Genomic DNA, 13,065 nt, shown 5'->3' on the forward strand with positions numbered 1-13,065 from the left:
GACGCCCGGCCGGCGTTCAACAAGGCCGATGGAGACGGTACACTGTCATTTCTATCCTGCCACTGGCGTTGACAGCAGCCATAAGCCGAAGACGGTATAAATGACCATCCCTGCTGCGAGAAGAAGTTGGCTGCAGACGGCGCGCTTGGTCGTGCCGAAATGCTCGATTGCGACCATGTGGGCGAGCATGATGCCGGCGATATGTCCCGCCACCACGATGACGGTTTGGACGGTCCAGAGGATCGAAACCCTTTCCAGATTGGTGAGAAAGGATGTCGTCGGATGCAGATGCGCCGTCCCGAACAAATTCCATCCGAGCGAAAAGGGATCGGATATCGCGGCGGCAAAATACTGGCCATTAACAAGCAGCACCGTCAGGTAATGGGCAGCGTGAAAGGCGATCGAGATTGGAATGATGGAGACGACGAACAGCCCGGCCGAAGCCGCAAGCGCCGCCGGACGGGCCTCAGCTGCAGCGCGGTTTCCCAGATAGACGGTGAGATAGAAGACGAAGGCAAGCGCGGCAAATGCGGCCAGAAGCCCGAAGGTATTGACCGTCATCACCGCGCTGCGGCCGGGAAATTCGAGCGGGTTGACGCCAATCAATCCGAGCCATGTGAAGGTCTTCGAAAATCCGTCGAAAGAGACAGTGGCAAGCGTCAGAAGCACGAATAGCGTGGCGCTGACGGAGAGCGGACGCCCGGTGACAGAGCGCCGGCCAGGCCATGTGAGCACGAGCCAACGGCGGCCTTGTCTTCGTCGCCCCGAGAACGGAGCGACCCTACCGACAAAGTGGAAGAAGACCGACAGCGCCTCTCCTCGCCGCATCCATTCGCCTTGCCCGAAAACGATGATCGCAACGAGATTGAAAAGGAAATAGATTGCAGCCGCGACCGCCAGTTCCGGCGGATTGTCAGGCGCCAGGGAAACGAGTTCGTACCAGGCAATCAATAGGAACATCAGAGATGCCGGCAGGTAGCCTGCGGTCTTGGGCAAGGTGACGAGCGCCGTTCGTGCCAGATGGCTGCCCGTCATGCTCCTCAGCACCGCAAGCAGCCCCGTCCAGGGATTGAGCCATGGCCACAGATTGCCGAAAAACGCCTGCAGAAGCGTGAACCCGACCCACAGGACTGTCCAGACCGTCAGCGGCAGGAGGTTTTCCAGCGGATCCGGCGTGGCGAAAAGGCCAGCGGCAATAAGGATCGCGAACAGCAAGAAACTGAAGAGACTGGCGGCATTGCGAGGTATGCGAGGCAGCCGCGCGCAGGTCAGTTCAGCGCGCATGAGCGCTTTGGCCCAGGCCGCGGGCAGGATGGCGAGCGTCACGAAGGAGGCAGTGACCGCCAGCGCCCCGCCCGTTCGGTAATAGCCGGTCGGCAGCAGCATGACGAAACCGCGTTCGCTGCCATGGGCAAAAGCGGGGCAAGCAATTGAGACAGCCATGGCCACACTGCCGGCGGCAAGAGCCGCGCTTTTTTGCAAGACCGCAAGGATGGACGCATTGCCCCCGCGCGCGGCAGATCCAGTGTACCAACGAACGCTGATCGTCATCCCTGCCCTCGCAGATTATCATTTGCATACGAACACAAATTAAAGGCGAATGTCCATGCCGAACCTCGTCATCGACTTTAAGATGGTATCTGCCTCGGCGGCAATCTTGCCGTAGCGGTGGCGATGAGGTCGTTTCCAAGCTCGAAGAGCTAGCGGCGCCACGCCAAAGCGTGGTTCTCGCCGAGCAACTGCAGCCTGCGCGTCATTCGTCCTTTGCCAGCAACCACGACGGTGGCGCCTGCCATGAGCAGCGCTTTATGGCGAGCAGGGCCCCTGGCCGGATCATTGCCTCCCTTGACTGCGCGACAATCCACGCGGGCACGCATGACAGGAGGAGCAAATCGTGATCCGCAAGAGCTTGCGCGCAGGTGATCGGCAACCATTTCGCCTTCTTCCAGGACGACTGCGAGACACGGCGCGGGCATGGCGGTTTTCTTTGCCGAACGCGGCATCCCGCAAGGCCGTGTTGTCCAAGCTTGCGACTGATTCCCGCTTGCTCGATACCGCCTGTAGGGCTGGCAAGCCCAGCGTCATGTTGTCGGCTTGCGGGGTATTGGCATTTGCGGCTCGGGCGAGCGCCAAGTTGCAGCCATGCGCGAGGCGGGCATAACGATCGTCGAGAGCTCGAAGTCAGCGATGCGAACGAGCTGTTCAACCTCCACGAGGGATCGCAGATGCCTGACCCTTGTCAATTACATTTTCTCGTGATTTGTTGGCAAACGAACGATCTGACACGGTATAAACAGACGGCAGACGTCCGCTTTCAGCACAGGGGAACCAACAATGTCCAACAGCATTATAAAGCCCCAAAAGGGCATTTCCAGACGTTCGGTCTTGCAGGGAATGGGTGCTGCCGCCGGTACGGGCCTGGCCCTGCAGGCGATGCCCGGCTTCGTCCGCTACAGTCAGGCGGCCACGTCGGAGCCGGTGAAGATCGGCCTCCAGCTCCACCGTACCGGCATCGGCGCCTCCTACGGGCGCTGGTACGAGCGCGTGACGGCTGCCGCCGTGAAGGTCATCAATGACGGCGGCGGCATCAACGGTCGGCCGGTCGAGGTCATCGTCGAGGATGACGGCACCGATCCCAAGCGCGGCGCCGAAGTCGTTGAGAAATTCGCGACGCAGCACAAGGTCGACGTGGCCTACGGCACGCTCTTTTCGCATGTGGTCATCGGATCTGCGCCGCGCGCCGGCGAACTGAAGCTGCCCTACGTCGTCGTCTCGGAGGGCCATCACGTGGCCTCCGGCAAGCTCAATCGCTATGTCTTCCAGCCGGGCATTACCGATGTACGTTCGCAGGTCATCGCAATGGCGCCGTGGATTTCCAAGAATCTCGGCAAGAAGGTCACAATGATCTTCCCTGACTTTGCCTTCGGCCACGATCACCGCGATTATTTCTCCGAGGCGATCAAGGCGCAGGGCGGCCAGGTCGCGGGGCTCATCGCCATCCCTCCGACTGAATCCTCCTTCACCCGCTATCTGCCGCAGATCTCCTCCGATACCGAAGTGCTCTACCACGTCATGGTCGGCCCGGCTGTGCTCACCTTCGTCAAGGAGCTCGGTCAATTCTTCGGCTCCAGCCGGCCGCAGATCTTCGGCTTCATCGACAGCCTTGAGGCGGTTGACCTTGCGACGCCGCAGCTCGAATTCCTGGAAGACACTTATTTCTGGGAAGGCAACCCGCGCTACGCCCAGAAGGACCAGACAGAGTACGACAAATTCTACCGCGAGATGGTTGGCGTGGATGCCAATGGCGCCAGCACCTCGGATCAAAAGGACATCTCGACCTATTCCCACATGTTCGGCTGCTGGGAGTCGCTCTTTGCCATCAAGCAGGCGATGGAAGCCAGCGGCTATGAGGGCCAGACGCCTAAGGACAAGCAGGGCTTCATCGAGGCTATGGAGGCGATCCAGAAGTTCGATGAGGGCCGCGAACATCCGCAGGGTGACAAGATCTTCAACGGCAAGAACCACCAGTGCTACGGTCACCAGAACATTTCCAAGGTGACCGGCGGGCGCCTTGAAGTCGTCCACAGGACGGCGATCGAGGACGGTCTTTACGAGGTTAGTGCCGACTACACGACAATGTCCCTCTAGCCTCCAAAGGCTGAAGCGCCGCGGCAGCTTGAAAGCAATCCCGTCGCGGCCGATTGTGCTCGGTCCGGTCCGGCCGCAACGCGACCGGGAGGGCCATACGTGCGGCGTTGCGCGGGGTGCGGGATTTGTGCACTCCTGAGCGAGGCTCTGGCATAACCCTTTGCAGAGGATATTGTCGTGGATCTCGGCCCTTTTTTGCTGCTGGCAACACTCGAAGGCCTGCTACAGGCGGCGGTGCTGACGCTGACGGCTCTCGGCTTGAGCCTGGTTTTCGGCGTCATGCGCATCGTCAACGTCGCGCATGGCGAATTCTACATGCTGGGTGCAGTCATTGCCTGGTGGACTGCATCGCTGTTGTCGTCCAATCCGGCTGCGGGTTTCTTTCTGGCGCTGGTTATCAGTCCGCTTTTGGTGGGCGCAATCGCCTATGCCTGCGAGCGGCTGATCCTGAAGCGCCTGGAATATGATCCGGAAGCGACCATCGTGGCCACCATCGGCATGCTCTATGTCATTCAGCAGACGGTGCTGATCGCCTACGGCCCGGATGCCCACCCGGTCGAGGCGCCCTTCTTCTTCCGCGTCCAGTTTCCGTGGTTCGGCTATTCCGGCTACAATCTCTTTGTCATAGCCGCCGCGATCGCGCTGCTCGGCCTCTGCTGGTACATCCTTACGAAAACGCGGCTTGGCCTCATCATGCGGGCGACCCAGTTCGATCGCGAAACGGCGCAAGCCTTCGGGATCCCGATCGGCAAGGTCTACGGCTATGTCTTCGCCGCCGGCGCCATGCTCGCGGCGATCGCGGCGGTGCTGATCGTGCCGATCAGGCAGGCACATTACCTGATGGGACTCGATCCTCTGCTGCTTTCCTTCATCGTCGTCATCATCGGCGGCCTCGGGAGCCTACGCGGTACGGTCATCGCCGCGCTGATCATCGGCCTCAGTGACGGCATCATCTCCGTCTTCTTCTCACCGACGCTCGCCAAGATGATCTCGACGCTGCTGGTCGCGCTCGTTCTCGTCTTCAAACCCCAGGGCCTTTTCGGAGCGAGGGCACGATGACCGCACCGAGCTTCACCAAGGCCGCCGGGCTCCACCTCCTCGTCATCATGTCGCTGTTCGTTCTGCAGTTCGTCCTGCCGGCTTACCACCACCTGGCGATCACCCGCATAATGGTGCTCGCAGTCTTTGCCATGGGCTATAACCTGCTCTTCGGCTATGCGGGGCTGCTCAGCCTCGGTCATGCGCTGTTCTTCGCTGCCGGGCTCTACGGTGCGGGGCTCACGGCCTATCACCTGGGATGGAGCGTACCGGCGGCATTTGTTGCCGGCACTGGCTCGGGCTTCCTAGCATCGCTGCTGATCGGGCTGATCTCGTTGAGAACAAGCGGCGTCGCCTTCATGATCGTAACCATGATGTTTGCGCAGGTCTCCTATCTCGCAAGCCTTTATTTTACCACCTATACCCGCGGCGACGAGGGTCTGGTGATGCCGCAAGCAGCCCGCCGCTTCGAGCTTTTCGGCGCAAACTTCGATCTCACCGATCCGACCGTCCGTTACAATATCGCGCTGGCGCTGCTGACGCTGACGACCGTCGTCATCTTCGCCATTGTTCGCGGAACGACCGGCCGCACACTGGTCGCGATCCGCGAAAACGAGCCGCGCACGCTGATGCTCGGCTACGACACCTTCCGGATCAAGCTGAAGGCGCTGGTGATCTCCGGCACGCTCTCTGCGATGGCAGGCTCGGCCTATGCACTACTGTTTGCCTATGTCGGCTCGTCCTTCGCCTCGATCCAATATTCGATCGACGCGCTGCTCTTCACCCTGCTCGGCGGCGCAGGCACGGTTCTCGGACCGCTGCTCGGCACCTTCGCCATGTTCTACATGATCGATATCGCCAGCGAATACACCGCCGCCTACCTGCTGATAACCGGTCTGGCGCTCATCGCACTCGTGCTGTTCTTCCCGAAGGGCATTGTCGGGACCATCCGCGAAAGGTGGGTATCATGGCTGCCGTGACGCTACTCAGTACCAGGGGCCTGTGTCGCAATTTCGGTGGGCTGAAAGCGGTCCAGAATGTCGATTTCGAGCTGGAAGCCGGCGAGATCCGCGCGATCATCGGTCCGAACGGCGCCGGCAAGACGACCTTCGTCTCGCTGCTCTCCGGCCGCATTGCCCCGAGCAAAGGCAGTGTTGAATTCCTCGGCCGCGACATCACGCGCGAGCCTGCCTTCAAGCGCGTGCGCCAGGGTATTGCCTATACGTTTCAGATCACCAGCGTCTACTCGAAACTCAGTGCTTACGAAAACGTCGCGCTCTCCGCCCAGAGCGCACTCAGCCGCGCGAAAGAGCCGTTCGGGCGGCTACACAGCGAACAGATTGCCGAGCGGGTCGATTTCGCGCTGCGGCGCGTCGGACTGCAGGATCGTGCAGCCGCCAGGGCCGGCGAACTTTCCTACGGCCATCAACGGCTCCTGGAGGTCGCCATGGGCCTTGCCCTCGAGCCGAAACTGCTGATACTCGACGAGCCTACCCAAGGACTCTCCGACGGCGAGATCGAAAATTTCTGCGCCCTCGTCCGCGAGATCGCCGAAACTGCGACGATCCTCCTGATCGAGCACAACATGCCCGTCGTCATGCAGCTTGCCGATACGATCACCGTGTTCAACGCCGGCGAGATCCTCGCCAGCGGCACCCCGGAAGTCATCCGTGCCAATCCCGCCGTGCAGGCGGCCTATCTGGGATCCTGACCCATGCTGACTGTTACCGGGCTGAACGTCTTTCACGGCACCAGCCAGACGCTGAAGGATTTCTCGATATCGGTCGGTGCCGGCGAGGTGCTCTGCCTGCTCGGCCGCAATGGCGCTGGCAAGACGACCGCTCTGAAGGCGATCATGGGCCTCCTGCCGGCGCGTTCCGGCAGCATCAGCCTTGCCGGAACGGAACTGACCGCCCTTCCCGCGCATGAAGTGCCAAGGCACGGCATCGGTTACGTGCCGCAGGGCCGGCGGCTGTTTTCGGAGCTTACCGTGCGGGATAATCTGGAGATCGGGCTGATGACGCGTAACACCTCGCGCGATATTCTCGAACAGGCACTGACCCTTTTTCCCCGCTTGCGCGAGCGGCTCAACCAGGTCTCCGGAACGCTTTCTGGTGGCGAGCAGCAGATGCTGGCCACCGCACGCGCCCTTTGCATCGATCCGTCTGTGATCATGCTTGACGAGCCGACCGAGGGGTTGATGCCCTCGATGATCGCCGCCATCCGCGATGTGGTCCTCAGACTGCGCGACCAGGGCAAGGCGATCCTGCTGGTCGAGCAGCGCGTCGATGCCGTGCTGTCGGTCGCCGATCGCGTGTCCTTCGTGGAAAACGGCCGTGTTCAGGCGACGGTTCCGGTCGATGAACTTCGCGGTAACCCGCATCTGCTCGACAGATATGTCGGGATCGCATGACCTCAGCAGATCTTGCGCAACAGCTCGAGCAGCATCAGCCGCTCGCCCGCCGTAAGCGGGCTCAGCGTCTTTTCCGAAACCGTAAGTGCTGCGACGACATTGTGCGAGATCGCTTCGAGCCCGTCTCCGGTCAGCGACAGGACGAGCCGGCGCGCGTCGTTGCTGTCCGGCAGGGTGCTGACGAAGCCACGCTTGACCAGCCTGTCGACAACTCCCTTGATGGTCGCCGCGTCCATCGCCGTTTCCCGGCCAAGCCTGTTTTGCGAGCAAGGCTGGATTTCCTTGAGCTTGGTCAGCGCCGCCCATTGCGTCGTCGTCAGCTTGTCGTTGATAAGGCTCGCGAAGATCGCCACGTGGCGCTGGTTCGCCTGGCGGAGAAAAAAACCGATCTGTTCGTGCAGCACGTAGTCGCGCGGCGCCTCTTGTGCAATCGACGCTGCTTTCTTCTCGCTCTTCTCCGCCACGGCTCGGTCTTCTCGCATTTTCTCTTGAATTTTGCCTGTATACAAATGAACTACGGACAAGGTTCGATGCGATTGACCGTCTCGTCGGCACCTGATCTTCCGCGCTTCGCCGAATTGCCCGTTTAGACTTTATGCGACAACGTGGTGACAAAGGAAAGCCCCATCTGAAAGTCCGCTGCAACTGAGGGCGTAAATCATTGTAGTAACGCCCATATTCGTCCCGCCAAGCTCGCGGGCACCACCTCAAAAGCGCGCTTGACAGCGTGGGGATGTCATCCGATACTTATTCGTATACAAATAAAAATTGGGAACAGAGATGCGCTATTACACTCCGCGGAGCTGCGAGGAGGCCGTCGCGATTCTCGCATCCGGCCCGCATGACGTACTGGCCGGCGGCACCGATTATTACCCTGCCCTTCGCGATCGCCCGGCGACGCGCGACCTGATCGATATTTCCCGTATTGACGAGCTTCGCACGATCCGAAGGCAAGGCGACGGCTGGCGCCTCGGTGCGGCCACCACCTGGAGCGATGTGGCACGCACAAACCTTCCCCCGCTCTTCCATGGCCTGCAGGCTGCTGCGCGCGAAGTGGGTGCGCTGCAGGTTCAAAACGCTGGTACGATCGCCGGCAATATCTGCAACGCTTCGCCGGCCGCCGACGGCGTGCCACCGCTTTTGACACTCGACGCCGAGGTCGAAATTGCCTCATGCGAGGGGCGCCGCACTGTTCCATTGTCTGCCTTCATAACGGGCGTTCGCAGGACTGTTTTGCGCCCTGGCGAACTGGTGACTGCGATCCTCGTGCCGCACCGGGATGCCGCTTCCGCCTTCCTGAAGCTCGGTGCCCGCAGATATTTGGTGATCTCCATCGCCATGGTTGCCGTTCTGCTCGAAGCCGACGGCTCGGGCCGCGTCGCGCAGGCGAGAATCGCTGTCGGTGCCTGCTCTGCGGTCGCCCGCCGCATAGAGGCATTGGAGAGCGAGCTTGCGGGCCAGCCGATGAACGGCGAGATCCTGGCGTCTGTCGTGGAACTTCGCCACCTTTGCCTCCTTTCGCCGATCGACGACGTGCGCGCCGATCGCGCCTATCGGCTCGAAGCCGCAGCAGAGCTGATCCGCCGCGCCTTGCGCGCAGCGCTTGCGACAGCCGGGGAGCGTGCGGCATGAACCAGATCGCTGAAGCCAAGATCGCAGCGGATGCCTTTGCCGTTAATTTCACCCTCGACGGCGAAGCTGTCGCTGCCCATGTGCATCCAGCGCGCCGGCTTTGCGACACGCTGCGCGAGGAATTCGGCTGCAAGGACGTCAAGGTCGGCTGCAACGCCGGCGACTGCGGCGCCTGCACCATACTTCTCGACGGCGAGCCCGTCTGCTCATGCACCACAGCATCAGCGCAGGCCAATGGCCGCGCGGTCGAGACGCTGCGCGGGCTTGTGGACACCGACGCGGTTGCAAAAGGTCTCGCCGAAGCCTTCCAGCGGCACGGCGCCGCCCAGTGCGGCATCTGCACGCCGGGCGTGATCGTTACGGCAACCGCGCTGCTGCGTTCCCGTACGCCGCTGGACGAGACCGCCGTTCAAGATGCGCTCGGCGGCGTGCTGTGCCGATGCACAGGTTACCGCAAGATCATCGACGCGATCCTCGATGCCGGCGGCGGGCTCGAAAGACCCAAGACGCTAACCGAGGGCGGCGTCGGCGCGGCCATTGCCCGCATCGACGGGCTTGCAAAGGTCACGGGTCGCGAGGCCTTCGGCGATGACGTTGCGCCCGATGATGCGCTGGCACTTCGCGTCATCCGCTCGCCTTATGCGCATGTGGCTTTCGCCTTTGGCGATCTTAAGGCCTGGCGCGCGGCCCATCCCGGCGTCGAGCTGGTGCTGACGGCCAAGGACATTCCCGGCAAGAACTGCTTCGGCGTCATCCCGCCCTATGCCGACCAGCCGGTCTTTGCCGAGGGTGTCGCGCGCTTCCGGGGCGAGGCGGTCGCGGCCGTCGTCGGTGAGGCGAATGCGATTGCCGCACTCGACCTCGATCGTTTCCCGATTGCCTGGGAAGAGCGCAAGCCGGCAATGACTGTCGCAGAAGCGCTTTTAACCGACGCAGCCGTCCTCCACGGGAACCGCGCGGGTAACGTGATGTGCGGCGGTTTCGTCCAGCGCGGAGATGTCGAAGCCGGATTCGCCGCCGCCGACATCGTCGTCGAGGGTGATTTTTCAACCGGTTTCGTCGAGCACGCCTATATCGAGCCAGAAGCCGGCTATGCTATGCGCACCGGCAATCGGCTGGAAATCTATGGCTGCACGCAGGCACCCTTCATGGACCGCGACAGCATGGCCGAGATCATGGGGCTGTCGCCCGAGGACGTGCGCGTGGTGCCTTCAGCCTGCGGCGGTGGCTTCGGCTCCAAGCTTGATCTTTCCATACAGCCCTATATCGGTCTTGCCGCCTGGCTCACCAACCGGCCGGTGCGCCTGGCCTATTCGCGCACCGAATCCATGCAGTCCACCACAAAGCGCCACCCAAGCGAGATCACGATCCGCATCGGTGCGACGCAAGACGGAAAGATCACTGCCCTTGAGTTCAACGGCGATTTCAACACCGGCGCCTATGCCTCCTGGGGGCCGACGGTCGCCAATCGCGTGCCGGTACACGCCTCCGGCCCCTACTTCATCGAGAACTATCGCGCGCGGAGCAGAGCGATTCACACGCACTGTCCGCCATCCGGCGCCTTCCGCGGATTCGGCGTGCCGCAGGCGGCAGTGGCACAGGAGTCCATGCTCGACGAACTGGCGCTGAAGCTTGGCATGGACCGCCTGGAACTGCGTCGGCTAAACGCGCTCGACAACGGCCAGCCGACGGTAACGGGCCAGATCTTCGACAAGGGCGTGGGCATCAGCGCCTGTCTGGAGGCGCTGCGACCGGCCTGGGATCGCGCCTGCGCGCAAGCAAAGGCTCTCAACGCCGAAGCTGCGCGCTCCGGCAGCCCGCTGCGCTGGGGCACCGGCATCGCGTCCGGCTGGTACGGCTGCGGCAACACCTCGCTGCCCAACCCCTCGATCATCAAGGCCGGCATTTGCGCCGATGGCACCGTCGTCCTGCACCAGGGCGCAACCGATATCGGCCAGGGTTCGAACACCGTCATCGCCCAGATTTTCGCAACCGCGCTCGGCGTGCCCGTCTCTGCGTGCAGGCTCGTCGGCCCGGATACCGACCTGACGCCCGATGCCGGCAAAACCTCCGCCTCCCGCCAGACCTATGTTTCCGGCAATGCCGCCAGGCTTTGTGGCGAAGCGCTGAGAAAGCAGATCCTGCGGCTCGGCAATGTCTCCGACGATGCCGAGATTAAGATCGGCGACGGCGTCGTGCGCCTCGTCGACGGCGAGGTGCGCCGCACGGTTCATCTTGGAGAATCCCTGCCTGCCAACACGGACGGCTATGTCCTCATGGCCGAGGAAAGTTACGATCCGCCGACAAGACCGCTCGACGAGAACGGCCAGGGCCATCCCTACGCGGTCTTCGGCTATGCCGCCCAACTCGTCGAACTCAGTGTCGACATGGCGCTCGGCACCGTCAAGCTGCGGAAGTTCACCGCAGCCCATGACGTCGGCAAGGCGATCAACCCGCTGCTGATCGAGGGGCAGATCCAGGGCGGCATCGCTCAGGGTGTAGGGTTTGCGCTGATGGAGGAATTCGTTCCCGGACGAACCGAGAACCTGCACGATTACCTCATCCCGACCTTCGGCGACATTCCGCCCGTCGAGACCCTGATCGTAGAGGTCGAGGACGGCCATGGGCCCTATGGCGCCAAGGGGCTCGGGGAGCATGTGCTGATCCCGACCGCGCCGGCGATCCTCAACGCAATCCGCGATGCTGCGGGCGTGCGCCTCCACCACCTGCCAGCGACGCCGGCGAAGGTGATGGCGGCGATCCGCGCCGTGATGATGAAGAACTGACGGGAAGCCCCAATGGTCAAACAAACGATCGAAAGCACCATAGACGGCAAGATCCGCTGCGATGCCTGCCCCGTGATGTGCTACATTTCAGAGGGCAGATCCGGCGCCTGCGACCGCTACGCCAATGTCGGCGGCGACCTCGTTCGCGTCGATCCCCTGACGATCATCGAGAGCCGGAAGGACAATGGCGGCCAGCTCGTTTCCTTCCTGCCGGGCGCCGAAAACAAGGAGTGGGACGGCGATCTCGTTCAGGCGAAGCGCTCCTTCGTCACCGCCGTCGGCGCCGGCACCACCTACCCGGACTACAAGCCCGCCCCTTTCATCGTCTCGCAGCAGGAACGCGGCATCGACATGGTGACGGTCGTGACCGAGGGCATCTTCAGCTATTGCGGCGCCAAGGTGAAGATCGACACCGACCGCTATCTCGGCCCTGAAACCTCTGCCGTGCGCGTTGAAGGCGAGCCGGTTGGCCATGTCACGACCGGCGAATATGGCTCGCAGATGCTCTCCCTCGGCGGCGTCCATCATCTGACCGGCGGGACCAAGAAGGAGGGCCGCCTCACCTGCGACGCACTGATGCGGCTCTGCAATGGCGAGGCCGTGGAAATGACGATCGACGGCGGCGCGGAAATCGTCGTCAAGGCGGGTACGGCACCGATCATCAACGGTGTCGAGGAACAGCGAATGCGTGTCGGCTGCGGCTCGGCGACCATCGGCATGTTTGCCAAGCAATGGGCCCAGCACGTGGACGAGGTCGTGGTGGTCGACGACCACATCACAGGAGTTCTTTCCGAACACCAGGCGGGCCGCGTGCTGAACGTCCCGGCAACCGGCATCAGGATCAAGGGCCGCCGTTCAACCCCGGGTCGATATTTCCAGGTGGCAGAGCCGGGCACCGGCTGGGGCGGCACCAACATATCCGATCCGTTATCGATCCTCGGCGCGTTCGACCCCAAGACCGCCTATCCCGGCCTGCGCCTTCTGATGGTCTCGACCACAGGCGAGCAATACGGCTATTACATTCTCGATGAAAACCTCGTGCCCGCGCTCCAGACGAGCCTGCCGGAGGATATCCGCTTGTCGGTCGAGCAGATCGCCGAAAATTGCGAGCCGGCCGTCTGCTCGGTGCTGTTCATGGGCGGCGCCGGAGGCAGCCTGCGCGCAGGGGTCACGCGCAATCCGGTGCAACTCACCCGCTCGGTCAAGGAGGCGCTGACCTACGTATCGTGCGGCGGCGCGCCGGCTTATGTCTGGCCCGGGGGCGGCATTACCGTAATGGCAGACGTGACGCAGATGCCGGCCAATTCCTTCGGCTACGTGCCGACCCCCGCACTCGTTGCGCCGATCGAATTCACCATGCGGCTTGACGACTACCGTAGGCTCGGCGGCCACATGGAAGCGGTCGTACCGATTGAGGAGGCGCTGAAGGTGGCAGAACGCAAGGTCGCGAAGCGCCAGGACGCTCCCTGGCCAACCGAAAGCCAGAACTTCAAGTGGCAGGCATGACACGGATAGCGACGGAGTGACGAGGTTGGGTCCTCAGGCGAG

11 protein-coding genes are annotated in these 13,065 nt (G+C 62.4%); 8 read left to right on the top strand and 3 right to left on the bottom strand.

All coding sequences use genetic code 11. From position 1 onward, the window contains the following. Nucleotides 1-51: 51 nt before the first annotated feature. The gene (locus EV130_RS06900; protein WP_132551901.1) at nucleotides 52-1,443 is read right to left on the bottom strand and encodes a hypothetical protein; all 1,392 of its coding nucleotides are present in this window, start codon (nucleotides 1,441-1,443) and stop codon (nucleotides 52-54) included. Nucleotides 1,444-1,700: 257 nt separating this feature from the next. Then, entirely contained in the window at nucleotides 1,701-1,976 is a 276-nt protein-coding gene (locus tag EV130_RS32885; RefSeq protein WP_132551812.1) for a hypothetical protein, read from the bottom strand. Nucleotides 1,977-2,334: 358 nt separating this feature from the next. Here EV130_RS32885 and EV130_RS06910 point away from each other — a divergent pair, with 358 nt between their 5' ends. The 5 genes from EV130_RS06910 to EV130_RS06930 all read left to right on the top strand — a co-directional run bounded on the left by EV130_RS06910 (nucleotide 2,335) and on the right by EV130_RS06930 (nucleotide 7,099). Next, the gene (locus EV130_RS06910; RefSeq protein ID WP_074065138.1) at nucleotides 2,335-3,648 is read left to right on the top strand and encodes an ABC transporter substrate-binding protein; all 1,314 of its coding nucleotides are present in this window, start codon (nucleotides 2,335-2,337) and stop codon (nucleotides 3,646-3,648) included. A 177-nt stretch (nucleotides 3,649-3,825) separates the two neighbouring features. Continuing rightward, a complete protein-coding gene (locus tag EV130_RS06915; RefSeq protein ID WP_074065139.1) occupies nucleotides 3,826-4,707 on the top strand; it encodes a branched-chain amino acid ABC transporter permease in 882 nt (293 codons plus the stop codon). Continuing rightward, nucleotides 4,704-5,666: a branched-chain amino acid ABC transporter permease gene (locus EV130_RS06920; protein WP_074065140.1), complete on the top strand. Its 963-nt coding sequence runs from the start codon at nucleotides 4,704-4,706 to the stop codon at nucleotides 5,664-5,666. Before EV130_RS06915 ends, EV130_RS06920 begins: the two co-directional genes overlap by 4 nt. Then, a complete protein-coding gene (locus tag EV130_RS06925) occupies nucleotides 5,654-6,397 on the top strand; it encodes an ABC transporter ATP-binding protein (RefSeq protein ID WP_074065141.1) in 744 nt (247 codons plus the stop codon). Before EV130_RS06920 ends, EV130_RS06925 begins: the two co-directional genes overlap by 13 nt. A 3-nt stretch (nucleotides 6,398-6,400) precedes the next feature. Beyond that, nucleotides 6,401-7,099, top strand: coding sequence for an ABC transporter ATP-binding protein (locus tag EV130_RS06930; protein ID WP_132659730.1), 699 nt, complete (start codon nucleotides 6,401-6,403; stop codon nucleotides 7,097-7,099). Between the two features lie 2 nt (nucleotides 7,100-7,101). Here the strand turns inward: EV130_RS06930 and EV130_RS06935 are convergent, their stop codons facing one another. Further along, nucleotides 7,102-7,581 carry a MarR family winged helix-turn-helix transcriptional regulator gene (locus EV130_RS06935; protein ID WP_081377262.1) on the bottom strand — a complete coding sequence of 160 codons (480 nt, stop codon included), beginning with the start codon at nucleotides 7,579-7,581 and terminating at the stop codon, nucleotides 7,102-7,104. Between the two features lie 298 nt (nucleotides 7,582-7,879). Between EV130_RS06935 and EV130_RS06940 the strand changes: the two genes are divergently transcribed. Genes EV130_RS06940 through EV130_RS06950 form a run of 3 tightly spaced genes read left to right on the top strand, consistent with a single transcriptional unit; the run spans nucleotide 7,880 to nucleotide 13,023 of the window. Continuing rightward, the gene (locus tag EV130_RS06940) at nucleotides 7,880-8,731 is read left to right on the top strand and encodes an FAD binding domain-containing protein (protein WP_074065143.1); all 852 of its coding nucleotides are present in this window, start codon (nucleotides 7,880-7,882) and stop codon (nucleotides 8,729-8,731) included. Then, complete coding sequence (locus EV130_RS06945) at nucleotides 8,728-11,517, top strand: molybdopterin-dependent oxidoreductase (RefSeq protein WP_132659732.1); 2,790 nt, start codon at nucleotides 8,728-8,730, stop codon at nucleotides 11,515-11,517. The genes EV130_RS06940 and EV130_RS06945 overlap by 4 nt, the downstream gene beginning before the upstream one ends. Before the next feature lie 12 nt (nucleotides 11,518-11,529). Further along, nucleotides 11,530-13,023: a 6-hydroxynicotinate reductase gene (locus EV130_RS06950; RefSeq protein WP_132659734.1), complete on the top strand. Its 1,494-nt coding sequence runs from the start codon at nucleotides 11,530-11,532 to the stop codon at nucleotides 13,021-13,023. Nucleotides 13,024-13,065 lie beyond the last annotated feature (42 nt).

Origin of the sequence: Rhizobium azibense (genome assembly GCF_004342325.1) — a bacterium.
GTDB classification, from domain to species: domain Bacteria; phylum Pseudomonadota; class Alphaproteobacteria; order Rhizobiales; family Rhizobiaceae; genus Rhizobium; species Rhizobium etli_B.

What these genes read in the sequence shown, in the direction of transcription:
- EV130_RS06900 (WP_132551901.1), bottom strand. Translation starts at nt 1,443, where the DNA reads ATGGCTGTCTCAATTGCTTGCCCCGCTTTTGCCCATGGCAGCGAACGC.
- EV130_RS32885 (WP_132551812.1), bottom strand. Translation starts at nt 1,976, where the DNA reads ATGCCCGCGCCGTGTCTCGCAGTCGTCCTGGAAGAAGGCGAAATGGTT.
- EV130_RS06910 (WP_074065138.1), top strand. Translation starts at nt 2,335, where the DNA reads ATGTCCAACAGCATTATAAAGCCCCAAAAGGGCATTTCCAGACGTTCG.
- EV130_RS06920 (WP_074065140.1), top strand. Translation starts at nt 4,704, where the DNA reads ATGACCGCACCGAGCTTCACCAAGGCCGCCGGGCTCCACCTCCTCGTC.
- EV130_RS06925 (WP_074065141.1), top strand. Translation starts at nt 5,654, where the DNA reads ATGGCTGCCGTGACGCTACTCAGTACCAGGGGCCTGTGTCGCAATTTC.
- EV130_RS06930 (WP_132659730.1), top strand. Translation starts at nt 6,401, where the DNA reads ATGCTGACTGTTACCGGGCTGAACGTCTTTCACGGCACCAGCCAGACG.
- EV130_RS06935 (WP_081377262.1), bottom strand. Translation starts at nt 7,581, where the DNA reads ATGCGAGAAGACCGAGCCGTGGCGGAGAAGAGCGAGAAGAAAGCAGCG.
- EV130_RS06940 (WP_074065143.1), top strand. Translation starts at nt 7,880, where the DNA reads ATGCGCTATTACACTCCGCGGAGCTGCGAGGAGGCCGTCGCGATTCTC.
- EV130_RS06945 (WP_132659732.1), top strand. Translation starts at nt 8,728, where the DNA reads ATGAACCAGATCGCTGAAGCCAAGATCGCAGCGGATGCCTTTGCCGTT.
- EV130_RS06950 (WP_132659734.1), top strand. Translation starts at nt 11,530, where the DNA reads ATGGTCAAACAAACGATCGAAAGCACCATAGACGGCAAGATCCGCTGC.